Annotated in this window: 24 protein-coding genes and 1 tRNA gene; 13 read left to right on the top strand and 12 right to left on the bottom strand. The window is 42.6% G+C overall.

Annotation, left to right across the window (positions count from 1 at the left end):
* The first annotated feature begins 13 nt into the window (after positions 1 to 13).
* Positions 14 to 727, top strand: a complete 714-nt coding sequence (locus tag BLU98_RS10575) for a type 1 glutamine amidotransferase (RefSeq protein ID WP_257574898.1) — start codon at positions 14 to 16, stop codon at positions 725 to 727.
* Here the strand turns inward: BLU98_RS10575 and BLU98_RS10570 are convergent.
* Positions 720 to 1,973, bottom strand: a complete 1,254-nt coding sequence (locus BLU98_RS10570; protein WP_092723995.1) for an ABC transporter permease — start codon at positions 1,971 to 1,973, stop codon at positions 720 to 722. The genes BLU98_RS10575 and BLU98_RS10570 overlap by 8 nt on opposite strands.
* Before the next feature lie 106 nt (positions 1,974 to 2,079).
* Here BLU98_RS10570 and BLU98_RS10565 point away from each other — a divergent pair, with 106 nt between their 5' ends.
* From BLU98_RS10565 to BLU98_RS10545, 5 genes are all read left to right on the top strand, one after another.
* On the top strand, positions 2,080 to 2,778 hold the full coding sequence (locus tag BLU98_RS10565) for a succinate dehydrogenase cytochrome b subunit (protein ID WP_092723994.1): 699 nt from the start codon (positions 2,080 to 2,082) through the stop codon (positions 2,776 to 2,778).
* A 68-nt stretch (positions 2,779 to 2,846) separates the two neighbouring features.
* Complete coding sequence (locus tag BLU98_RS10560; protein WP_092723993.1) at positions 2,847 to 4,820, top strand: fumarate reductase/succinate dehydrogenase flavoprotein subunit; 1,974 nt, start codon at positions 2,847 to 2,849, stop codon at positions 4,818 to 4,820.
* Between the two features lie 43 nt (positions 4,821 to 4,863).
* Positions 4,864 to 5,226 carry a four helix bundle protein gene (locus BLU98_RS10555; RefSeq protein ID WP_092723992.1) on the top strand — a complete coding sequence of 121 codons (363 nt, stop codon included), beginning with the start codon at positions 4,864 to 4,866 and terminating at the stop codon, positions 5,224 to 5,226.
* Positions 5,227 to 5,255: 29 nt separating this feature from the next.
* A complete protein-coding gene (locus BLU98_RS10550) occupies positions 5,256 to 6,020 on the top strand; it encodes a succinate dehydrogenase/fumarate reductase iron-sulfur subunit (RefSeq protein ID WP_092723991.1) in 765 nt (254 codons plus the stop codon).
* An 81-nt stretch (positions 6,021 to 6,101) separates the two neighbouring features.
* Positions 6,102 to 6,827 (top strand): tRNA1(Val) (adenine(37)-N6)-methyltransferase, encoded by a 726-nt coding sequence (locus BLU98_RS10545; RefSeq protein WP_139173894.1) that lies wholly within the window; start codon positions 6,102 to 6,104, stop codon positions 6,825 to 6,827.
* Here BLU98_RS10545 and BLU98_RS10540 read toward each other — a convergent pair whose 3' ends face one another.
* The gene (locus BLU98_RS10540) at positions 6,828 to 8,027 is read right to left on the bottom strand and encodes an NAD(P)-dependent oxidoreductase (protein WP_092723989.1); all 1,200 of its coding nucleotides are present in this window, start codon (positions 8,025 to 8,027) and stop codon (positions 6,828 to 6,830) included.
* 30 nt (positions 8,028 to 8,057) lie between these two features.
* On the opposite strand from BLU98_RS10540, the gene hscB reads away from it, so the two are divergent.
* Together hscB and BLU98_RS10530 are read left to right on the top strand one after the other, a co-directional pair.
* Positions 8,058 to 8,561, top strand: coding sequence for a Fe-S protein assembly co-chaperone HscB (hscB, locus tag BLU98_RS10535; RefSeq protein ID WP_257574897.1), 504 nt, complete (start codon positions 8,058 to 8,060; stop codon positions 8,559 to 8,561).
* Between the two features lie 66 nt (positions 8,562 to 8,627).
* Positions 8,628 to 8,711 (top strand) — tRNA-Leu (locus BLU98_RS10530).
* Positions 8,712 to 8,809: 98 nt separating this feature from the next.
* On the opposite strand, the gene BLU98_RS10525 is transcribed toward BLU98_RS10530, so the two are convergent.
* From BLU98_RS10525 to BLU98_RS10505, 4 genes are all read right to left on the bottom strand, one after another.
* Entirely contained in the window at positions 8,810 to 10,987 is a 2,178-nt protein-coding gene (locus BLU98_RS10525; protein ID WP_092723988.1) for a hypothetical protein, read from the bottom strand.
* The gene (locus BLU98_RS10520; protein ID WP_092723987.1) at positions 10,971 to 11,273 is read right to left on the bottom strand and encodes a DUF4236 domain-containing protein; all 303 of its coding nucleotides are present in this window, start codon (positions 11,271 to 11,273) and stop codon (positions 10,971 to 10,973) included. Before BLU98_RS10520 ends, BLU98_RS10525 begins: the two co-directional genes overlap by 17 nt.
* Positions 11,274 to 11,630: 357 nt before the next feature.
* Positions 11,631 to 12,005, bottom strand: coding sequence for a hypothetical protein (locus tag BLU98_RS10510; protein WP_092723985.1), 375 nt, complete (start codon positions 12,003 to 12,005; stop codon positions 11,631 to 11,633).
* Entirely contained in the window at positions 11,987 to 12,727 is a 741-nt protein-coding gene (locus BLU98_RS10505; protein WP_139173892.1) for a rolling circle replication-associated protein, read from the bottom strand. The genes BLU98_RS10510 and BLU98_RS10505 overlap by 19 nt, the downstream gene beginning before the upstream one ends.
* 960 nt (positions 12,728 to 13,687) lie before the next feature.
* Between BLU98_RS10505 and BLU98_RS10495 the strand changes: the two genes are divergently transcribed.
* Positions 13,688 to 15,361: a hypothetical protein gene (locus BLU98_RS10495; RefSeq protein WP_139173890.1), complete on the top strand. Its 1,674-nt coding sequence runs from the start codon at positions 13,688 to 13,690 to the stop codon at positions 15,359 to 15,361.
* Between the two features lie 17 nt (positions 15,362 to 15,378).
* Positions 15,379 to 15,768, top strand: coding sequence for a hypothetical protein (locus BLU98_RS10490; RefSeq protein ID WP_092723981.1), 390 nt, complete (start codon positions 15,379 to 15,381; stop codon positions 15,766 to 15,768).
* Between the two features lie 193 nt (positions 15,769 to 15,961).
* Here the strand turns inward: BLU98_RS10490 and BLU98_RS17830 are convergent, their stop codons facing one another.
* Together BLU98_RS17830 and BLU98_RS17575 are read right to left on the bottom strand one after the other, a co-directional pair.
* Entirely contained in the window at positions 15,962 to 16,270 is a 309-nt protein-coding gene (locus BLU98_RS17830) for a hypothetical protein (protein ID WP_257574896.1), read from the bottom strand.
* A gap of 118 nt (positions 16,271 to 16,388) precedes the next feature.
* A complete protein-coding gene (locus BLU98_RS17575; protein ID WP_257574895.1) occupies positions 16,389 to 16,781 on the bottom strand; it encodes a hypothetical protein in 393 nt (130 codons plus the stop codon).
* A 210-nt stretch (positions 16,782 to 16,991) separates the two neighbouring features.
* Here BLU98_RS17575 and BLU98_RS18085 point away from each other — a divergent pair, with 210 nt between their 5' ends.
* The 3 genes from BLU98_RS18085 (at position 16,992) to BLU98_RS10465 (ending at position 18,777) form a co-directional block, all read left to right on the top strand.
* A complete protein-coding gene (locus tag BLU98_RS18085) occupies positions 16,992 to 17,249 on the top strand; it encodes a transposase (RefSeq protein WP_092723979.1) in 258 nt (85 codons plus the stop codon).
* 205 nt (positions 17,250 to 17,454) lie between these two features.
* Complete coding sequence (locus BLU98_RS10470; RefSeq protein WP_257574894.1) at positions 17,455 to 17,682, top strand: PAS domain S-box protein; 228 nt, start codon at positions 17,455 to 17,457, stop codon at positions 17,680 to 17,682.
* 102 nt (positions 17,683 to 17,784) lie between these two features.
* On the top strand, positions 17,785 to 18,777 hold the full coding sequence (locus BLU98_RS10465) for a PAS domain-containing protein (protein WP_092723977.1): 993 nt from the start codon (positions 17,785 to 17,787) through the stop codon (positions 18,775 to 18,777).
* 289 nt (positions 18,778 to 19,066) lie between these two features.
* On the opposite strand, the gene BLU98_RS10460 is transcribed toward BLU98_RS10465, so the two are convergent.
* From BLU98_RS10460 to BLU98_RS10445, 4 genes are all read right to left on the bottom strand, one after another.
* Positions 19,067 to 19,411 carry a hypothetical protein gene (locus BLU98_RS10460; RefSeq protein ID WP_105471373.1) on the bottom strand — a complete coding sequence of 115 codons (345 nt, stop codon included), beginning with the start codon at positions 19,409 to 19,411 and terminating at the stop codon, positions 19,067 to 19,069.
* An 86-nt stretch (positions 19,412 to 19,497) separates the two neighbouring features.
* Positions 19,498 to 19,863, bottom strand: coding sequence for a VOC family protein (locus BLU98_RS10455; RefSeq protein ID WP_092723975.1), 366 nt, complete (start codon positions 19,861 to 19,863; stop codon positions 19,498 to 19,500).
* 41 nt (positions 19,864 to 19,904) lie between these two features.
* Positions 19,905 to 21,038 (bottom strand): ATP-binding protein, encoded by a 1,134-nt coding sequence (locus BLU98_RS10450; protein ID WP_092723974.1) that lies wholly within the window; start codon positions 21,036 to 21,038, stop codon positions 19,905 to 19,907.
* 98 nt (positions 21,039 to 21,136) lie between these two features.
* A complete protein-coding gene (locus tag BLU98_RS10445; protein ID WP_257574893.1) occupies positions 21,137 to 21,667 on the bottom strand; it encodes a sigma-70 family RNA polymerase sigma factor in 531 nt (176 codons plus the stop codon).
* Positions 21,668 to 21,829 lie beyond the last annotated feature (162 nt).

The following is a 21,829-nucleotide window of genomic DNA, read 5'->3' as shown; positions in this document are numbered from 1 at the left end:
ACTTGCAGGTTATATGAACCAGCTGCGCATACATTACTTACAGCATGTGCCTTTTGAAGGACCCGGTTATATTGAAACCTGGGCAAACAGCCATCATCATACACTTAGCTCCACACATTTGTTTGAAGATTTTCATCTCCCTTCATTGGATGCGTTCGACTGGCTTGTCATTATGGGTGGTCCGATGGGTGTTTATGAAGCAGCTAAATTTTCCTGGCTAAAAAAGGAAAAAGAATGGATACTGTCTGCTATTGAAGCAGGCAAAACGGTGATAGGCATTTGCCTGGGCGCGCAATTGATTGCAGCCGCCCTGGGCGCCAAAGTTTATCCGAACAAACAAAAAGAGATCGGATGGTTCCCTGTTTCATTAACAGCAGCCGCACAAACCCATGCGTTGTTCAAAGACTTCCCGCATTCATTTACGGTCTTTCATTGGCATGGCGATACGTTCGACCTGCCCAACCAGGCGCTGCACCTGATGCAAACAAGCGCTTGTGCCAACCAGGCATTCATTTATCAAAACAAAGTGATCGGATTGCAATTTCACCTGGAAGCCATGCCCCGCAACCTGCGACACATGATCGATCATGGAAGGGAGGAACTCGTACCGGGCAATTTTGTGCAGACCGGCGATGATATCCTTCATAAAGCCGATCAATGCAATTTGACCAATCAATTGTTGGCAAATTTGCTGGATAAATTAGCTGCTGCTTTCCCGCTTACTTAGTCCGGATGGCCACCACCGCATCCATGCGTGCTGCAATAGATGCCGGGATGATGCCGGAAATAATACCCAAAATGATACAAATGCTCAGGGCAAGCGCAATAATATTAGGTGCGATATAAATGGGAAAAGGAAGAATATTGCTCAATACCAACGACAGCACCCATACCAGCCCCAAACCAATCAATCCGCCGATGATGCACAAAAAGGCGCTCTCTAACAGGAATTCAGTGAGTATGGTACTGCGTTTGGCGCCGATGGCTTTTTTCAGTCCAATCTGACTGGTCCTTTCCCGAACGGTTACAAACATGATATTGGCCACCCCAAATGCTCCTACGATCAGGCTAAGACCCGCAATAGCCCATCCACCGGCACTAACCTGGCCGAAGAATCCTTTTACCTGTTCGCTGAACGTAGCCACATCGTTACAAGAGAAATTGTCCTCATCGGCTGGACTCAACTTCCGTATCTGCCGCATCACCCCTACCAGTTCATCTGCCAGCGCTGAAGAAACCACATTATTTTTCCCCTGCACCATGATGAACGGATTGCTGTAATCGGGATTATACACGCTGGTAAAATAGCGGTAAGAAACAATAAATGCCTTGTCATAGTCGAACCCGCCAACAAAACTTTGGCCCTGTTTTTTGATCACTCCTACCACGGTAACCCTTTTGCCGTTATAGGAAATTTCGGCCCCTACTGCTTTTTCAGGGTTATGGAAGAGCTCTTCAGCCACCTGGTACCCTACAACAGTAGTGGGCGTGCCACGCAGGAACTCTGCATCGTTGAGGTAACGGCCATAGGCGATATCGATGGTTTGGATATTGGTGAATTCCTCGGTTACACCGTAAATGTTTACGCTGTTCAATTGTTCTTCCTGGTACAATACGGTTACATTATTCGAAACGAACATAGAGGCATTGGCCGCCAGCTGACTTTTGACCTTGATGAATTTCATCTCTTCAATCTTCGGAGGCGGGCGCTTGATGTATTTCCACCAGGGGTAAGCACCACCCTCCCCGCCGCCATAATTCCACTTGTCTATATAGATGGTATTGCTGCCAAAAGATTTGATGTCGTTCTGCACCTTGCGTTCCAGGCTGTCTACCGTAGCCAGCACGCCGATGATACAGAAAATACCAATGGTAATCCCGAACAGCGAAAGAAAGGTACGGAGCTTGTTCACCCGCAATTCCTGCATGGCCATGCGGAAACTATTCCATAAGATGCTTAATAATTTAAACATATTCCAAATGTAACCCGCTAATATTACTTGCGGAACTATTTTTATGTGGACGGTTTCTGTTTCTGGCTTACTTTTGCACCGATTACTTCAAACACAAACTAGCAGTATGACCTGGAAACAAGTCTTCACCTCTTCCATCGGAAAGAAACTGGTCATGGGTTTCACCGGTATTTTCCTCATCCTTTTCCTGATTGTTCACGTTGGATTGAATGCCACCATTTGGGCGAATGACGATGGCGAAATGTTTAATAAAGCGGCCCATTTTATGGGCGCTACCGTGGTTCCGAGGGTATTGGAGTTCGGACTTTTCCTTGGTTTCTTTTTGCATATTATTCAGGGATTTATGCTTACTGCCCAGAACAAAAGCAAGCGCCCGGTGGGTTATGCGGTAGACTATGGTAATAACGGCAGCAAATGGTACAGCCGCAGCATGGGTATTTTGGGTACCCTGGTGTTGTTGTTCCTCATCATGCATATTTATCATTTCTGGACGCCCAGCCGTTTAGGCGGTTGGTTCCAGATCCACGAATTAACAACCGTTACCTATAATGGCCAGGAATACCACAATCTTTTTAACGAAATGAAGATGGTGTTCACCAACCCGCTGATCGTGGTATTGTATATACTCGGTTGTTTGTCCCTGGCCTATCACCTGGCACATGGTTTCCAGAGCGCCTTCAGAACCTTGGGTGTACACAACAAAAGATACAATAACATGCTCACCGGCATCGGTTATGGTTTCTCCATCATCGTGCCCCTGGCTTTTGCCATGATGCCTGTTAGTTTTTATTTCAACTGGATCTGATGACGGGCCAAGACCTGTGAGCCCTTCACATATAGACAGCAACTGATTAAACCAATAAACTCTCTCGTATGTTTGATGCGAAAATTCCGGCCGGCACTTTAGATGAAAAATGGAGCGATTACAAAGGCCATTGTAAATTGGTGAACCCTGCCAACAAACGCAAGTTGGAAATCATTGTTATTGGTACCGGGTTGGCCGGCGCGTCTGCCGCCGCATCGCTCGGTGAAATGGGTTATAAAGTAAAAGCATTCTGCTTCCAGGATTCTCCCCGCCGTGCGCACTCTATTGCGGCACAGGGAGGTATCAATGCAGCCAAGAACTACCAGAACGACGGAGACAGTGTATTCCGTCTTTTTTATGATACGATCAAGGGTGGCGACTACCGCTCCCGCGAAGCCAATGTACACCGCCTCGCCGAAGTGAGCGCCAATATCATTGACCAGTGTGTGGCACAGGGCGTACCCTTTGCACGCGAATATGGCGGATTGCTGAGCAACCGTTCATTTGGTGGTACACAGGTACAGCGTACTTTTTACGCAGCCGGACAAACAGGCCAGCAATTGCTGATCGGCGCTTACCAGGCGCTCGAAAGACAAGTGGCGCTGGGTACGGTGAAAATGTACAGTCGCCATGAAATGCTGGAGATCGTGAAGATCGACGGCAAAGCACGTGGCATCATTGCCCGCGACCTGGTAACCGGTAAACTGGAAAGGCATTTCGGTCACGCCGTATTGCTTTGCTCAGGTGGTTATGGTAACGTTTTCTATTTATCAACCAATGCCATGGGCAGCAACGTAACTGCCGCATGGAAAGCACATAAACAAGGAGCTCTTTTCGGCAACCCTTGCTTCACACAAATTCACCCTACCTGTATACCGGTGAGCGGCGACCATCAGTCGAAACTGACCCTCATGTCAGAATCACTGCGTAACGATGGCCGTATTTGGGTGCCCAAAGAAAAAGGCGATAACCGCAAACCCAGCGATATCCCCGAAGACCAAAGAGATTATTACCTGGAGAGAAGATACCCTGCTTTTGGTAACCTGGTTCCACGCGACGTGGCATCGAGGGCTGCCAAAGAAAGATGTGATGAAGGATATGGTGTAGGTTCTTCCAAACAAGCCGTGTACCTCGATTTCGCATCGGCCATTGAACGTTATGGCCGTACCGAAGCCAACAAACATGGCGATGACCATGCCAGCCTGGAACACATCATTGCATTGGGTAAAGAAGTGGTAAAAGAAAAATACGGCAACCTTTTCGACATGTACGAAAAGATCACCGGTGAAAATCCCTATGAAGTACCGATGCGTATTTACCCTGCGGTACACTATACCATGGGTGGATTATGGGTTGACTATGAATTGCAAACTTCTGTTCCCGGCTTGTATGCTTTAGGTGAAGCCAATTTCAGCGACCACGGCGCCAACCGCCTGGGAGCATCAGCGCTGATGCAGGGCCTGGCAGATGGCTATTTCGTCATTCCTTATACCATTGGTAACTACCTGGCCGAAGAGATATACAGCAAAGCGGTGGGTACCGATCACCCTGCATTCGTGGAAGCAGAGAAAACTGTATCGGATCGCATTCACCAGTTGATGAACATCAAAGGAAAGCAATCTGTTGAAAGCTTCCACAAGCGCCTGGGTAAGATCATGTGGGAGAAATGCGGTATGGCGCGCAACAGCCAGGGACTCACAGAAGCCATCAGCGAGATACAGGCGTTGAAGAAAGAATTCTGGAGCGACCTGCGCATCCCCGGTGATATTAATGAAATGAACCCCGAGCTGGACAAAGCCAACCGTGTAGCGGATTTCATTGAGTTGGGCGAACTGATGTGTAAAGATGCTTTGCTACGGAATGAAAGCTGCGGCGGCCATTTCCGTGAAGAGTACCAGACACCCGATGGAGAAGCCCTGCGCGATGATGCCAACTACATGTATGTAGCGGCATGGGAATACAAGGGCGATCATAACTGGGACCTCCACAAAGAGCCGCTCCATTATGAAGTGATCAAACCAACTCAACGTAACTATAAATAATTCGGCAATTTGGCAATCAGGTAATTCGACAATGTAAGGAAGAATGCAGAATCAGGCTGAAAATATTATTCTTAAAAAGACCATTGAGTTTTCACTCAATGTGATTGAGTATGTTGAATTGCTGGAAGAAAAGAAGAAATACGTTATTGCCAAACAATTATTAAGATCTGCTACTTCCATTGGTGCATCAGTACATGAAGCGCAGAACGCAGAGAGTAAAGCAGATTTTATACATAAATTTAAAATTGCAGCCAAAGAAGCTGAGGAAACCCAATACTGGTTGACGCTTTGTCAGGAAGCAAAAACTTACCCCAGCTGTGACGATTTAATGTATCTGTTGCATGAAATAGATAAAATAATTACAAAAATTATTTCTACAAGCAAAACAAAAGAATTGTCGAATTAACTAATTATCGAATTGTCAAATTGAATCACATGGAACATTATAGTATGAATCTGAACCTGAAGGTTTGGAGACAAAAGAACAACAGCGAGAAAGGCGGTTTTAAGATGTACCGGGTGGAAAACATTTCTTCTGAAATGAGCTTCCTGGAAATGTTCGACGTGCTGAACGAGCAACTGGTTCATGGCGGCGAAGAGCCTATTGCATTCGACCATGACTGCCGCGAAGGTATTTGTGGTACCTGTTCTATGTATATCAACGGTAAGCCGCACGGACCCTGGCAGGCCAATACTACCTGTCAGCTGCACATGCGCGCTTTCAAAGACGGCGATACCATTGTAGTGGAGCCCTGGCGTGCCGGCGCTTTCCCTGTGATCAAAGATTTGATGGTAGACCGCAGCGCTTTCGACCGCATCATACAAGCCGGTGGTTATATCAGTGTGAATACCGGTAATGCCGTAGATGGCAATGCCATTCCTATTGCCAAAGACAAAGCCGATGCTTCTTTTGCAGCAGCTATGTGTATTGGTTGCGGAGCTTGTGTGGCCGCTTGTAAAAACAGTTCGGCCATGTTGTTCCTCAGCGCTAAAGTATCGCACCTGGCGCTTTTGCCACAGGGAGAACCGGAGCGCAAGAGCCGTGTACTGGATATGGTGGCGCAGATGGATAAAGAAGGATTCGGCGCTTGTACCAACACCGGCGCTTGTGAAGCGACTTGTCCGAAAGAGATTTCGCTTAGCAATATCGCCCGCCTCAACCAGGAATACCTGGTGGCAAGTCTCACTGCAAACAAATAAATACACTTTGCACTACCATAGAAATAAAAAGCCGCATAATTCTTATGCGGCTTTTTATTTTTGACCATCATTGATCTGATTATGGCCAATACTTATTTCGGTTTCAAGGAATTTATGGTTTACCAGGAGCACTGTGCTATGAAAGTATGCACTGATGCTTGTTTATTCGGTGCCTGGCTGGCCGACAAAGTACAAACAGGCGCTCTTGGCGAGATCAAGAGCGCGCTGGACATTGGCCTCGGAACAGGTGTATTGAGCCTGATGCTGGCGCAGAAATGTGACGCCGTTATTGACGGGGTAGAGATAGACGAACTTACCATCCGGCAAGCGCTGAGTAATTTCCGTACCAGTCCCTGGGAAAAAAGACTGAATGTTTTTCATCAAACCATACAACGGTTCATGCCGGCACAATCGTATAACCTGGTATTTTCCAATCCTCCTTTCTTTGAACAACACCTGAAAAGCAGCGACAGTAAAAGAAACCTTGCCTTACACAGCGAAGAACTGAAACTGGATGAATTGGTTACTTCTGCAGACCGCTTATTGAAACCCACCGGGCACTTTGCCGTATTGCTTTCTTATGCAAAAACAGCAGCATTCATTCGCATGGCGGGCGATCATGGATTATTCCTGCACGATTCCGTGACCGTTAAACAAACGCCTGCACACCAGCCTTTCAGGTCCATGCTGCTTTTTGGTAAAACGCAGGTCAGCGCCCCCGGCTCAACTACCATAATCATTAAAGAGGGGGATGAATACACAGCGCCATTCGCCACGCTGCTGGAAGATTATTACATTAATCTCTGATCAGTGGGCAGCATAATCGCTCAGGTACATAAAGCCTGGCGTCAATTGTCCCTTTTGTAAGATGGTGGCCTTTTCAATAAGCGCGCTCCCACCCTTTCTCACATCATCGAGCACATATTTAATTAACTGTTCGCCAAAAAATTTGCTGGCATCGCGGGGTAATTCGTTGGGAAGGTTACCTACGGCTATCACATCTACACTTCCCGGGAGGTAAGGCACAGTTTTGGCGCCTGTACGCTTGTCTACACCGTATACGGGCGATTCAATGGTGGCGTCGCCCAAGTTGCATGGTACACTCCCATTTTTATCGTCAGTGATATCAGCGATTGTTTGCAAGCGGAAATCGGGCCGTTGCAGGTCTTCCATGGAAAAAAGGCGTGGTATCTGCTGGTCCCAGTAAATACCATTCATCAAAATATCGGTATGCGCCAGGTATTGATTAAATACGCACTCGTAGGAATCGGGGTGGGTATGGAATTCAGTTCTGTCATAAGTGCCATTTTGCCGGTTGTGGTAAAGATCGGTGCCTTTGAGGTGAACATATACCGGATAATCGAATTCCTGGCGCAGGTATTCGGCAGGTTCAGCTTCCTGTACATCGAGCAGGTTCATGATTTCCAGGATACCATGCGCCACGCGGCCTGTTCCGGTTACGGCAATTTTAATATTTGGCAGTTTCATACCGAAATAGGTATGGATGAGTTCGCGGTAGTCATGCACTTCCCTTACCCTGCCCAATTGGTACGCGCCGGTACGGTTGCCGTAGGCCATAATGCCGTTGTGCGCGCCCACGATGCCGGCAAAAAAGCCGAAGCCAATGATGCGCTGACCGTCTTTGTGTTCCAGGCATTCGTAATCGATGAGGGTAATGTGCCGGTCAACCATGGCATGCATCAGCGGCTGGTTATAGGCTTGTTTTTTCTTCGTATGGGAGAAGAAAAAGTAGATTTTATTGTCGATCAGCATGTTCACCGGCACTTCCTTGATGCCGAATAAAACATCGCAGGCCGAGAGGTCTTCCGTTACTTCGATGCCCGCCTGCCGGTACTCTTCATCGCTGAAACAGCGGTGGGGCGAAGATTGTACCAATATGGACAGGCCGGAAAAATGTTTCACCAGCCATTTGCACTGGCCCGGCGTAAGCGCCACCCGGTTATCCGAAGGAACTTTTCCCTCTCTAATAAGTCCGATGACAAGCATTGGTTTACATTTGCAGGCAAGATAAGAGATATGAATTATTTCGAGTTATTTGATATCCCGGTGGCTTTGCAGGTGCCTTCAGCAGGACTCAGCGACAAATATTTCGCCCTGCAGAAAAAATACCATCCCGACCGCTTTGCGCAGGCGCCGGAAGCCGATCAATTGGAGGCCCTCGAACTGTCTTCCCAGGTAAACAAGGGCTTCAGGATATTGAAGAACCCGGAAGAAACCATACGTTATGTGTTACAGTTGAAAGGTTTATTGCAGGAGGAGGAGAAATACGAGCTATCGCCCGCTTTTCTCATGGAAATGATGGAGTTGAATGAGCTGGTTATGGAAGCCGATGGAGACGCCGGCGCGCTACAATCCGTGACCAGAGCAATTGATCAGTTTAAACAAGATATCTATGAACCTGTTAAAAAAATTATGGCAAATTATCAGGAAGGTGTTACTTCCGAAGAAGAGTTGCTGCAAGTGAAGGAGTACTATTTTAAAAGAAAGTACCTGAATCGGTTAACGTCATCCCGAGCGTAGTCGAGGGATCCCTCAAAAGATTTTGCCCGTACCAATTCCTTCCGTAATATTGCACCCCATTCCCAAGCCCAGATGGCGGAACTGGTAGACGCGCTAGACTCAAAATCTGGTTATCGCAAGGTAGTGCAGGTTCGATTCCTGTTCTGGGCACAACAAAATTAACCAAACTCTTGTAAATCAAATATTTACAAGAGTTTCTTATTTTAAGGGGAATGAGCAGGGGAATAAATTGTTTGCTAAAATTTTCCTCACTTTCTTATTTCCTTGATGAGTTTGACAAATTCATCATCCCCTAAATTATTTCGAGAAATCACTACGTTTTGATAACTATTCAACTTGAAATACTTCTCCTTTAATTCAGGAACCTCTTCTAACCAAAGTTTCTCAGAACGAAGAACAATAATCATCTTATTATTTTGAATAGCTTTTCTGAGCAAATCGAAAGTATATTGTTGTGAATCCAGAACCTTACCTACAGATTTGTAGCTTTTTGAATGGTATGGGAAATATTGTAGTTCGCATATCTTTTGAGATAGCAATAAATGATTATTGTTAGTTTCTTCAAGAAGAGGTTTCAAAATTTTCCTCCACCATTTAGCTCCCGGTGAGTCAGAAAATCGTTCTTCCAAAAAAAACAAAGGATAATTAGTATTTTGATGCACAAGATTATTTAGCAATGCTTGATACAATGCTGGATTATTTTGAAGATACCCCTGTTCTTTGCCATCATATCCGGGATTTAAAGCAAGCAAAAAAATATCAGCCGTAAGTGGATTCCCAATATATGGCTCAGGAGGAAGATCCGTGTATATTTTATATTCGGTTGAATTTTTGTTATTGAAATTTTCTACCAGTTCTTTATCACTGTTTAAAATGTAAGGGTCTCGTTTGCTTAAGATTTCACTCCAAGGGTTCTTAATTATACTTTGAGATACTATAGGAATAGAATCTTTTATAAATTCTGATTTTTTTTCTTGTTCACTTGCTGCCCGATGCATCCCTTCATTGATAATATTGTTTTCAAATTTAAAAAATGGTGAATACCGTGCAACCAACGCCAGCATATCTAATACGCCTTTTATATCCATATCACTTCTGTCAATTGGATCGATATTCTCAAATCCTTCAGATATACTATCTATTTCTTTTTTCAGTCTTATAATCGAATCTGTTATTTTTTTCTTTTCATCATCTGATATAATATTGTCTGCCGGTTTAATAGCGTTTCTTAAAAATTGTAATAAGTAAATTAAAGATTGAGGGATCGTTTCAATAACATACGGTTTCTCTACATTCCTAACATAATCTATCTTATACCCTTCTATTAATTCAAGTAAATCATACTCTGAATGAACTGCTTTCTTAATAATATCAAATCGATAATAATCATCCTTGCTTTTGTATTCAGCAGAAGAGAAATCTAATATATTTCTAAAGCTTGTACCGAATTGATTAGATGCTTGATAATAAACGTTTAAGGGTTCTTTCATACTAATACTATCTGTTTTTTGAATTGGGTTGTCTTCGTCAAACGCCATATTCTCGTCCATTTCTGTCATTGCATTGGGAACAGAGTAATTATTAGGTTCGCTTTCTATTGAGTACTTATTGATGTTGTCTAAATCCACCAATGGCGGCAGTTCCGGAAAATCGCTTGAGACAGGGCATAGAATAGGGAATGAAATTCTACTCCTAAAAATCAGGTAAGAGATAAAAAAAACAACGACTGACCAAAAAGTCAGAATTAGAATGGTATTTGGATTCGATTTCATTAAGGCCATATCTCTCCTATTCAAAAAAACTAAAAATATCCAACATACAAATCCACAAAGAAACCCATATTCTAAAGCGTATGTGTCTTTATAATTTCGAGAAGCACGCAACCAAATATTCTTAATATTATTCCACTCATTTTTTGCTTCTTCCCATCTTTGCTGTGGTACTTTTTTTAGTGATTCATTCTGCCTACCCAATTTTACTAATGTTTCTCTCTTAATAGCTAGATCGTTTTCAATCTCTCGACCTAAGCTATTCCTTTTATCAAAAGAGCCATCTTGATTTATTGGAACCTTGTTGAAATATCCTTTGTGAAATAAAAGCCTACATTCTTCAGCTATCGAATCAAATTTTTTTGAAGAAAACTGAAACCTATTCTTTTCATCCTCGGTAAGCCAAAAATCGTTTTCATTATATTGAGTTTGATTAAAACTATCAATAGAGAAAGTTGAAACTTTCTTTTTTTGCTTTGCGAAATCAATTCTTTTCCAAATAAATCCACTGAGCATAACGACTGGAGTGACAAACGATATGATCAAACTTAGGTTAGTGCCGGTATTAAGAAAAACAGAAGCAAATAAAAAGACAGCTACTGATAGTATGATTATAAATACCAAAAAGTCATCTATTGATTTATTTCTTTTTTGCATCTAGTATTATTTTCAATTTGTCAAGATCGCTCAAGTTTTCATCCAAATTAAGGTTGTTTACGTCTTCTATTTTATCTCTTCCGGGTTGATCATTTTTTGCTTTTGAAGAACTATTGATATATGATATTCCTGTTCCAGGAATTCCTATTGCAACCCTTTTCTTATTTTTCCCAACTGTATATCTTAAACCCCTTGCACCAAATGAAAAAGAAATTCCCTTTTTTCCAATATTCAAAGTTCCGCCGGAAAAAAGTTTAATTCTTCTCCAAAATCTCAAATACCCCATAATACTCCTATTTAGCTTAGGCAAATTGACAGAGAAAATCTTATCACATAAATATACACAAATTACAATATAAAAGTTCGCAAATCACCCCCCCCGAACAGAGGCAAAATGCGAACTTGAAAACCTTGTCAGTTAAGCACCTTATAACAGTGGCTCGATTTCGTCAAGCGGGTCAGGCAGTATTTTATACACTTTGCAAGGCTGACAATACAGGAGTATATGCTGCTCCCAGTCATAAAAGTCAAAATCGTACTTTCTGTCTTCCGGCAAATCCTCGAACTCGATGACTTTCGCGTTATAAACACAAGCTTCACATTTTTTCAAGTGTTGGCTTAAAGCTTCCATACAATTCATAGCTTAAATATTTAAGTAGGCTAATGCCTGTTTTCTAATGTTGATATACTCCGATGCCTTATAGGTGAAGGCATCGTCATGATCAGGAGCTTTTCGATAGTTTTCAATATCGAGTATGGCGGCCTTGAAGAACTCAAACACTTCGATATGCCGGTGCATCAATATGGTCATCATCAAAAACTCATCTTCACCCATATCGGTGTAGAGGAATCGGAACTCTCCCTTTTCATCCCGAAAAAAGGTCAAGACGTTTGTAGCGTTACGAATCAGGTCAAATACTTGATCAAGTTGTATCAGTGTTTCTATTTTGGAAATGGTCATTTTGGGTAAACTGAATGCGCTTTTCATAGAATCGTCTTTTAGTCTTGTTCCTGCCATACGGCTTTGTTTTTTTCATCAATGCGGTTGTATAAATTCATCGTTCGCCTGTTGAGTGGTACGATATGGATATTGCAGAACTCCTGCGGGTATATCTTTAGCTCCCCACCTAACTGCCCTGATTTTTCAAGGGCTTCCAGATGCCGGAGGAAGCTGAGGCCTGAATAGAACTCTGTATACAGCCGGGAAATCTTCTTAGAACAGTTCCATACCTGACAGTCAAACTGCCCTTGATTCTTGGTCACATACTTGGTGAGGTAGTTGACAATCCCCTTGATGTTATTGGAGCTTACATGCCGGACATCGAAGGCCGAGGAAGGCTTTGAACCTGCTTCACGGGGTAGAATCCCGAAACGAGCCTGCACGTCGAGCCAGTAGGGCCACCACTTTTCCAGCTTCCAGTATTTGTTCGTGATCAGGTGGAAGTGGATATTGTTTTCAAATACTGTGTTCTTGGTCTGTCTCTCGGCTACCCACAGGTATTGAAAATCCTTGCTTCGTTTCTTGGCATTGTCGAGGAATACCCGCAGCACTTTAACGGCGGTACTATCCTGCACTTCATTGACAAAAGTCAAGGTCAGGAAACTCAGGTTCTTATGTATCCGGGCAAAAGCGATCAATTTCTTTCTGATCTTTCCCTTTGTCCTTGATGACATAGACCTGAGCTTCTTTTCCTTTTTCTTTTCGGTCTGCCCAAGCGGCTGTTTGAGCAGTTCAGCCATAGGATCATTTATTTTCTCTTTAGGGGCTGTTTTCTTCCGGTTGAGCGAAGAACCCCCTAAAGTATTAAGCAGTTCAGGGCCAGCAATTCTGGGGGAAATAGACGCACTGATCCCAAATGTGTTCTTGACTACGATCATAAAACACCTCCTTTTTGAAGGTCAGAGGGTGTCCAAATCGTCGCAGAATTATTAAAACCATTAATAAAGGTGAGGGCGTGAGATGGAGTAGGATTATTAAAGGTTAAGAAAAAGGATTGGCCCAATAAGAAGATCAAAGCAAGAAAGCCAGGTATAGGATTGCTGGGATAGAAACGTTTGAGGTATGCAGCCGTTCTACGGTCGTATACATTGAAGTACTTCCAGCCGGGGTGTTTTTGATCTAAGAACTTAGCATACCGACCAGATTTAGTTAAACCTTTAAAGCAATAAAGAGTTCTAACGAGAGCCATCCAAATATGTATAGTTATTAGGTGTCCTATTAGTTTGTTTGAAGGAAATGTTTTCTCCTTTAAGTGTAAAAAATATATTCTCCGTAAGAAAATAGTTTAGATTAAATGTATTCTTTAATTGTTTTAGGTTTTGTAGGTTATGGGCTTGTGTAGGCTCCCCTTTTTTTTAATTTGACGTTGTAGTCCTTATTACTAGCCTGTTCTAGAATAATCTCTTTCTTTTCTTCAGGCCAACTGTTTAAGAATTCAGAAATTAGATCACGTATCATATTTCCTTAAAGAATAATGAGCAATTCTCATTAGTGTCCGGTAAAAATTATGATCAGTTCTTTGAAAATCTTTCTGGATAAAGGTTTCATCGGATTTTAGGTCGGTGACGATTTGAAAATGGCAATTTTATAACTTTCTGAAAATCAGATAAGTTATGAATCAGGGCAAGTACGTTTTTGCACAGGTTGTTGTATATGCAAAATTTTCTCCGTATCCTGTGGTACCTGTTATTAACTGTTTTATGAAAAAGACGCCTATTGCAGGTTACTGCTTTTTGTTCTTCTTTTTTACGTTGCTGTGCTGCACCACAATAAAGAATGTTACTGGTGTGGATCTTCAGAACGCAGGCATTAACTCTTCCCTGTTTAACGATGTCATTAAACAGCCACAACCTATCAGTACCGGTTTTGCCAATGCTGCAAAAACACAGGTACTGCCAGATGATTTTGGCAATGATAGGCAGGCCCGGAATCTCTCGGAACTGCGTCGTACTGCTAACGGCGCTTTTATTTTAAGGCCCGGTTTTTATGAAACCTATTGCAAAAGTTTTTGTCTTCATGCCGGCACACATGCCCCTTCTAAAGGAGATGGCTACCTGTATGCCCCGCTTCTGGGAACACGAAGCAATATTATTCATTCCATACTCAGCAAGTCCGCACAAAACCCTTCCATCAAACAGACCGATGTTCAATACCTGATTTGGGCTATCCTGGCCAGGGCCAATTTCAAGCAGCTATCTCCCGAACTGCGAATAGTAGCTGCGCAACTTTTAAACACCAAAGAACTTTTTGAACTCAACGGCGGAATATTGGGCGTGGTTCCGGACAAGCTCATGGCTGAATGGAAAAAGAATCTTTCTGCGCCATTACAACAGGCGCTGGATGCCGAAAATAAGATCAGGGCAATGTTTGCTAGCGGCCTGTCAACCTACCAGGCCTGCCAGGACCTGGCCATCATTCCAGGTAATGCGTTGGTAGATAATCCTGAATATAAAAGGGGAAGATGGAGCCATCACCCCGATGGTTATTATATCCGTTTCTTTCCCGAAGGCTACCAGAGAACAAAAGTTCAGGTATATTTTTTACCGCCGTCTGGCAGCAGTACAATAATAACAAACGTTTCATTCACGAACACCCATGTTCGCGCTGCAGCCATAAGACCGGTGATCGATCTCAGTAGTATTGTGGCCGTTCCTGCCAATACAGGCGCACAACGGCTTGCGCTTAGTCCGCCGCCGGTAGATGAAGTAGACGACAATTATGTGCGTAAAAAGCTACCCGATTGTTTCAAGACGGCCATGGTGAATTTAGGAAGGAACCTGGATACGGTAGTATGGTTTTTCAGGGACTACCACAATGTAAGATCGGGTAAACAATTTTTTAACGATGCGGATGAGATCATTGAAAACAATCCCCATGGATTGAATGAGTGTGATGTTTATGCGCTATGGGGTTATACTACCAGGCTGTTTTACAGAGAACTCAACCGCTGGCTCAGGGAAGGAAGCCACAGAGACGAAACCCGTGAGATCACCCGCCTGATTAACAATGCGCTTGATAAGTTGCCCAATTACTCCAAGCCCAATGTATACCGGGGAGTTGAGATAAGGGAAGACCAACTCCAGGAATTTCTTAGAGATTACCGCGCAGGCCGCAGGAATGTCTGGGACGGGTTTATCTCCTGCGGGGGCACACTGGATGGCTCTTTTGCCGGTAGACCCAGGGTAAACATAATCTTTGAAATAACGCATCTCACTGGTAAAGATATTTCTGAACTGGCAGATGGGGTACGCTATGGCGGTATGGAACCACCCGAGGTAATGATCCGTGAAGGCAGGAACTTTGAATCGGTTGCCGACCCGGTCTTCGACGAAACTAGAGGAAAATGGATCATCCGGGTGAGACAGCTGAATTAATCTGTTAATTTTAGCGTATGGCAAAGCGCAAAAAAAAAAGCCAGTCTTTCGGAAAGATGTCGTTTGATGATATCCTGAACCTCGCCCCGGAAAAATTCAGGGAGTTGATGAAAGCAGAAGAAACGGCTTACTACCATGAGTTGAAAGACATGGGTGATTCGTTATATCCTGGCTATAACTTTGAAGAAAAAGTACGCTTCTGGGAAGCAGTACTGAACAGGCAAATGCGTCGCCAGGCTGAAAGCGGGCTCGATGAATATGCTATCTACTCCCCCAGCTGGTATGTAGCCATAAAAAGAATTGAACCGGCTTTCGATGAGATCATGGATAAGGTGTTTGAGCAACCGGGTTTCCATGAATGGAGCCGGCAGGAATATTTTAAAAGGATACAACATACCAGATCATAGTGATCATTATAGAAGTAACTTCATAACATATTGAATTAATACACAGATTCCATGTTATTTGCATGCACCATGCAGGTTTTTTGTTGTCATAATGTCGGCTCCCCTTTATTTTCACCCACGATCAGTTAGAGTTTTCTTAAATAATGTTTTTTAGGTCTTCCATCATTTTCGCACACCTGGCCGGCAATTGCAATCATTGCAAACCGAAAATTTCTTTCGCTTTTTTCCAATTCTTTTTTAAAATTGGTTTGCTTACTGAAGTTTCACCATTGGATGGCTCACCTGAAAAATGGCAAAATTTTTCAGCATAATCCGGGTCGCAGTATTTACTCCATAATTTGAAGGCTTCGTAACTCATGGGCTTTTCAACATTAAATGGAATTGGTACATTATATTTCTCACTGAAGGCATAATAGAACTCGTTTCCCGAATTTATTTTAAATGAAGCGATTATTATAAAAATAATGATTCCAAATCCTAAAAATGAAAGTACTCTTTTCATGATATTTTATTTTTAGTATTATTAGTTCTTCGACTCACTCGTCCTAATTTCAATCAATTATTATAAACTTCTGCATCCGTGCTTAGGGTATAACCTCATAAGTGCTAATAATCTTAATTTATTTACCCTTAATATCGTGAATAAAATTTCCTAGATTAATATCACCAGTACAAGGGGGGTAGGTTTTCTCAAGGTCAGGAGTAGTTTCGTAGGAAAACTTAAATTTATATTTGTTGCGATATTGTAGGGGAAATAAATAATTTATTTGATAATTTAAAAATACTTCCGGCGGAATAACAAATATAGAAGGTAAATTATAAGTAGTTACAGTATCAATGATTGTGGAATTTACATTGATTGACAAGGTTTCAATTTTCAATACCAATCCTTTTTTTGTAAGATCTGTACTTAATGCAGTACAAGGGTCAAATCCGATAATTGTTGCTTTGAATCGAGGTAAATCGGGATTTGATTTCTTACATTTAGAGAAATTGATAATACCAATTATCAAAAAAAATGATAAACTAAAATATTTTAGTTTATTGAAAAAGCGAAAGAGATAACAGTGATTTCTCATAATGCCCTCCTTTAGATTTGAGAGATTATCGGTACTAAACTCTTATAAACTTAGAGCCTGTTTAAAAATGGGAAAATAAAAGAATTAAAGGGCAAAAGTTAAAGGTCGAAAAGTCGTTTTATAAGTGACCAAACTCAAAAAGCGATGTATTCGACGAATTTAACTGATGCCCAGTGGGGCAATATTAAGGACTATTTGGGCAGATCAGGCAGGAAAAGGAAATACAGTCTTCGATCAATATGGGATGGACTGATGTATTTACTGAAAACGGGTTGTCAATGGCGGATGTTACCAAAAGAGTTCCCAAGAGGGTTGGTTGTTATGGAAAAAATAGAATGCAGGTTTGCTGTTCTATTCAACCTGGCAGGTTTTACCAGTTATTGCATTTTTTGCAACAACTGAATCTCTGTCCAATTCACGCTCCTTGAATAGATTTTATAAGCTTTTCCGCATGTGCAATAGCAAAGCGAATTATCGACAAGTGGTACCAAGTTGGTTTACAGTGGCTTACGGATTAAAAAAACAGGTCGCCAGCCGCGCGGAAAACCAATAGATGCTGATTTTGGAAAGTATCAGTAACTTTAAGTTCCAGCCAATATTCCTAGTGATGATCAGTGCCGGTGAAAGCTATAAGCAGTTGTTTGAAAACAGTCCTGCTCCGATGTATATTTACGACAATGAAACTTTCCAATTCATTGAAGTGAACCATGCTGCGCTGGAACAATACGGTTACACCCGGGAGGAGTTCCTATCCCTGAGCGCTTTGGACATCCGGCCGCCGGATGAGGTAACGCCCTTCAAAGCCGCCAATATCGGTGTGCCGGACAGCTACTAAGATTTCGGGCGCTGGCAGCACAGAAGAAAAAATCTTGACATTTTTTACGTACAGATCTATGGCTACAGCACAGACCTGGAAGGCCGGAGAGCGACCGTTGTAATGGCCGTTGATATCGATCAAAAAGTAGCGACTGAAAAAAAACTTGCCGAAAAAAATGCGGAGATAGCGGGCATGCTGGATAGTATCGCCGATGGTTTTTATGCCCTTAACCATAAATGGGAAATTACTTATTTCAACAAAACGGCGGAGCAGGTGCTGTGTTGTAAAAGAGAGGATGTGATCGGTAAAAATATCTGGGATTATTTTCCGCGTTCAAGGGAGGGAAAGTTTTACGAAGAATACCACCGTGCAATGCGCGAAAAAGTGGTCGTACAGTTCGAGGAGTGCTACTGGCCATTGGAGGTATGGGGATCTATCCGGGTGTACCCTTCTGCCGATGGAATCTCCGTTTATTTCGTCGACATTACTGAACAAAAAAAAGTACAGGAAAAAATATACAACAACGAGCAGAACTTAAGCGCCATTATCAACAATACAAATGATGCCATCTGGTCTATCGACCGTGATTTCCGCTATATTTCCGCCAATACAGCTTTCTGGGAAAGGTTACGCGCCAAATTTGGTACGCAGGAAGGCGCACTTACCAGGGGTGATTTTGACAAAGACAGGTTCCAGGAGTGGGCAGTCTATTACCAGAGAGCCTTTGCAGGTGAGACTTTCAAAATAGTGCGCAGCACAGAAACGCCGGAAGGAAAGGTTTATGAAGAAGTAAGTTTTAATCCCATACGCAATAAAAACCAAGAGGTCATTGGGGTCAGTTGCTTTGCCAGGGATATTACAGCTGCTTACCTCCATATCCAACAGATCGAAACACAGAACGAGCAATTGCGGAAAATCGCATGGACGCAATCCCATGAACTCCGGCTTCCTGTTGCCAATATCCTGGGGCTGTCTGAATTAGTGGACCAGGAAAACTGCGGTAATCCTGCCAACAGGGAGCTCCTGAAGCTAATGATCAAGAGTGTTACCCAGCTCGACCAGGTGATCCGGAAAATTACCGGTTACACGAGTAATCCGACCAGCCCATCCTGATGGCGACCGCGAAATGTTGTGACAGGTCCTGGTTTTTTGAAAGCGGATTCCAGGTTTTTCAGTTCAGCCGAACCCTCACCCTGAGGGATGCATGAAATCCTACGCCAGACAAATCAAAATGTAGTCTTTGGGACGTGTCGTTTCAGGAATGACAATTTCCAAAGCCCCCTCTAACGCAAAGGTGGTTTCCACCAAACGGTCGGTGATGTCAACCAAAGAATCAATTGCTGGTCCAGCGAGAGATGCACTTCGTAACTGCCTTTACCCGTGATTGACCAGTGAATCAATTTTAAAGAGTTGCGAAAAGCGAAAGTGTCCCCGAAATTTGGATTGTACGTTTGGCAAACTTTCCAATATTGATATATCTTGGAAACAGAAACCAAAAGAATGTAAGTGTCAAACAAAGTACAAGCATTCCTGCCATAGCGATTGGTTTTGCAGGATTATGTTGTCCGTTAATAGCATTTTCGTTTAGTAGGTTGCACCAATAATTATTTATCCAGCTAAATCCGATTGAATTTTTATCCACTTGTGAACCACCTGGATAAAAAAATGTCGCAATAATGTAAACCATAACAAAAATTATGGTTCCTAAAACCGGTGCTAATACCCAGATATTGTTCGTTTTTTTCAAAGGCACTTGGAATGATTATTATGAAATAAAAAAGCAACTTATTTGTAATGGCTAATACAGGGAATACAAACTAAACTGCGTCTGGGTCATACCTGGAGCCAAGTTGGTGATTTTTCAGTTGGCTGATTGACCTTGATTTGCCGCCCGTCAGAATCTCTGAAAACAATGGTCATCATACCTAAATGAGAATCTTTAGGGCCTTCGAAGGTAACGGATAATGCGTTTAGCCGTTCAATGACCTGATACAGATCGTCCGTTATAAAACTAATAACTACCTTTTCATTAGGATAATGAGAAGAGATGTTGAAGTCAAGCCCGGGGAAACCCGTTTGGAAAACCTGCAATTGCCCTTGATCGATCGCGTTTTCAAGGCCAAGCGCAGATTCATAGAAGCGCCTGCTTTTTTCAGGATCAATGCTATTAAGCTCGATCTCTTGAAGTCTTAGTTTCATACAATTAAATTTTGTAAAATTAGATAGAGCTACTTCGCGGGCTACGCTATCCACTCGAGGTAGTTTTCTTTATGGAATGTAACAAAATCAGCCTCCGGATATGCTTTGGAAAAAGCCGCAGGGATTTTATTCTTCTGCGCTTGCCATTTGCATTCCAATGCCTGTAAATGTTGTTTGTTGTCTAACTCCAACAAATCAATTTCCTGGCCGTCGTAGGTGCGCCAAAAAAAATATTGAGGTTGATAGTCCTGGTAGCCATTATGCTTCATTCTTTCGCTTAGTACATATTGTTCCCATAACTGACCAGTACCATTACGGCTTTGTAAAGGGCTAAAGTTATTAATCAGCGCATTTCGAATGCCATTATCCCAAAAGTACCATTTCTTGCTTTTGGTTACTTCTTTGCGCAAGTTGCCGCTGTACCCTGTTAACGGGAAAATGATGAACACTTTGGCAAGCAGATCCAGGTACCGTTCAACAGTAAGTTTGTTCAGTTGAAGGCTATTTCCAAGTTCCATGGTACTTACCTGACTGCCTATCTGCCATGCAAGTAATTGCAGTAATTTAAATAGTATATCAGCCCTTTTAATATTCTCCAGGATGAGCAGGTCTTTGAGCAAATAACTGTTAACCAGTTGCTTTAAATAATTTTCCTGTTCCTGTTGGTTCTCCAAATGCCACAATTCGGGATACCCACCATAGATCAATCTTTGTTCGAGATGGCGAACTGTACTAAGTTTATCTTCAATAGCAGATAGTTCGCCCTGGGCAATGGGATATAAATGATAAACAATATTCCGGCCTACCAGGGGTTCCCCGGTATTATATACCAGGTCAAAGCTGCTGCTGCCAGTTGCAATAATGGTAATCCCTTTAATGTTGCCGATCATCAATTTTAGCACTTTTCCAATTTCAGGTACTGCCTGGGCTTCATCTATAATGATGATTTTTTTACCCTTGGTTAGCTGGCTGTAATTTGCCACCGTTCGCTGTTGCAGTAGATTGGCTACCTGCATGTCCTCTCCTTGTAACATCAGCACATCATCTCCATGCCTGGCGGCAATGTTTTCTATAATGGTTGTTTTGCCAGTGCGCCGGGTACCATATAGCCTAATGACCTTTTGCCTTCCAAGTTGGTGTTCAATCTTCGTTTCCAGGAGGCGGGGAATATTCATAATTTACGTAAATTAAGTCATTAGAGTGACGCAAATATGGTCACTATAATGACTTTTTTAACAAAAACACTTTAATCTTGGCAGTTAAAGCATTGACTTTAAGGTTCTGAAACCATATAGAGGAGTACCATGGCAAACATAAGGTCGTTTGTCTTTATGCGAAAGCTTTTGAGCGCCAGGCTCATTTTCTTTTCAACCGTTTTTATCGAGATATTCAATTCTTCCGCAATTTGCTGGTAGGTCATCTGCTGTTCACGATGCATCCTGAAAATACGTTGTTGATCCGCAGGGAGACCATGCATGATTTCCGGAATAAGGGATTGCAATTCTTTAAAAAGCAAAGGATCTGTGAATAATAATTCATGAGAGGCTTGTGAAACCCTATCGAAAAATTTCTGTTGTGCTTTTCCATCTTTGATCGCCTGAAAAACCAGGAAACGTACCGATTGATGAAGGTAGTTACCCAGGTGTTCTATTTGTGCAACTTTTCGTCGCTGCCATAGCGATAAGAATGCCTCCTGAACGATATCTGCTGTATTTCCTGAACGCTGGAGAATGGTTTTGGCCCGTACGAAAAGAGATTCCGAATACCGTGCGTAAATCTCCGTGAATGCCTGGCTGTCATCCAACCGCATCCTGTTAAGAAGCTCATGATCACTAAAAGATATATAGTCGGAATTTCGCATAAAAACAAGCTTAGTCGCCTACTTAAAAATATGACAAATAACGACCGTTTTAGGCTGCGGGATGTAGATTTATGAAAAAAACAGTCCGTAAAACATTGTCTTACG

Origin of the sequence: Hydrobacter penzbergensis (genome assembly GCF_900106985.1) — a bacterium.
Taxonomy (GTDB): domain Bacteria; phylum Bacteroidota; class Bacteroidia; order Chitinophagales; family Chitinophagaceae; genus Sediminibacterium; species Sediminibacterium magnilacihabitans.
Note: the sequence above shows the minus strand (reverse complement) of the source record. Positions and strands in the feature narration are given on the sequence as shown.

Bases quoted from the DNA above. Each gene is read 5' to 3' on its own strand.
- BLU98_RS10470 (WP_257574894.1), top strand. From the start codon at position 17,455: ATGATCAGTGCCGGTGAAAGCTATAAGCAGTTGTTTGAAAACAGTCCT.
- BLU98_RS10455 (WP_092723975.1), bottom strand. From the start codon at position 19,863: ATGAAACTAAGACTTCAAGAGATCGAGCTTAATAGCATTGATCCTGAA.
- BLU98_RS10575 (WP_257574898.1), top strand. From the start codon at position 14: ATGAACCAGCTGCGCATACATTACTTACAGCATGTGCCTTTTGAAGGA.
- BLU98_RS10560 (WP_092723993.1), top strand. From the start codon at position 2,847: ATGTTTGATGCGAAAATTCCGGCCGGCACTTTAGATGAAAAATGGAGC.
- BLU98_RS10555 (WP_092723992.1), top strand. From the start codon at position 4,864: ATGCAGAATCAGGCTGAAAATATTATTCTTAAAAAGACCATTGAGTTT.
- BLU98_RS10570 (WP_092723995.1), bottom strand. From the start codon at position 1,973: ATGTTTAAATTATTAAGCATCTTATGGAATAGTTTCCGCATGGCCATG.
- BLU98_RS10540 (WP_092723989.1), bottom strand. From the start codon at position 8,027: ATGCTTGTCATCGGACTTATTAGAGAGGGAAAAGTTCCTTCGGATAAC.
- BLU98_RS10505 (WP_139173892.1), bottom strand. From the start codon at position 12,727: ATGGCTGAACTGCTCAAACAGCCGCTTGGGCAGACCGAAAAGAAAAAG.
- hscB (WP_257574897.1), top strand. From the start codon at position 8,058: ATGAATTATTTCGAGTTATTTGATATCCCGGTGGCTTTGCAGGTGCCT.
- BLU98_RS10520 (WP_092723987.1), bottom strand. From the start codon at position 11,273: ATGGGGTATTTGAGATTTTGGAGAAGAATTAAACTTTTTTCCGGCGGA.
- BLU98_RS10465 (WP_092723977.1), top strand. From the start codon at position 17,785: ATGGCCGTTGATATCGATCAAAAAGTAGCGACTGAAAAAAAACTTGCC.
- BLU98_RS10450 (WP_092723974.1), bottom strand. From the start codon at position 21,038: ATGAATATTCCCCGCCTCCTGGAAACGAAGATTGAACACCAACTTGGA.
- BLU98_RS10545 (WP_139173894.1), top strand. From the start codon at position 6,102: ATGGCCAATACTTATTTCGGTTTCAAGGAATTTATGGTTTACCAGGAG.
- BLU98_RS17830 (WP_257574896.1), bottom strand. From the start codon at position 16,270: ATGAAAAGAGTACTTTCATTTTTAGGATTTGGAATCATTATTTTTATA.
- BLU98_RS18085 (WP_092723979.1), top strand. From the start codon at position 16,992: ATGTATTCGACGAATTTAACTGATGCCCAGTGGGGCAATATTAAGGAC.
- BLU98_RS10490 (WP_092723981.1), top strand. From the start codon at position 15,379: ATGGCAAAGCGCAAAAAAAAAAGCCAGTCTTTCGGAAAGATGTCGTTT.
- BLU98_RS10565 (WP_092723994.1), top strand. From the start codon at position 2,080: ATGACCTGGAAACAAGTCTTCACCTCTTCCATCGGAAAGAAACTGGTC.
- BLU98_RS10495 (WP_139173890.1), top strand. From the start codon at position 13,688: ATGAAAAAGACGCCTATTGCAGGTTACTGCTTTTTGTTCTTCTTTTTT.
- BLU98_RS10510 (WP_092723985.1), bottom strand. From the start codon at position 12,005: ATGGCAGGAACAAGACTAAAAGACGATTCTATGAAAAGCGCATTCAGT.
- BLU98_RS10525 (WP_092723988.1), bottom strand. From the start codon at position 10,987: ATGCAAAAAAGAAATAAATCAATAGATGACTTTTTGGTATTTATAATC.
- BLU98_RS10550 (WP_092723991.1), top strand. From the start codon at position 5,256: ATGGAACATTATAGTATGAATCTGAACCTGAAGGTTTGGAGACAAAAG.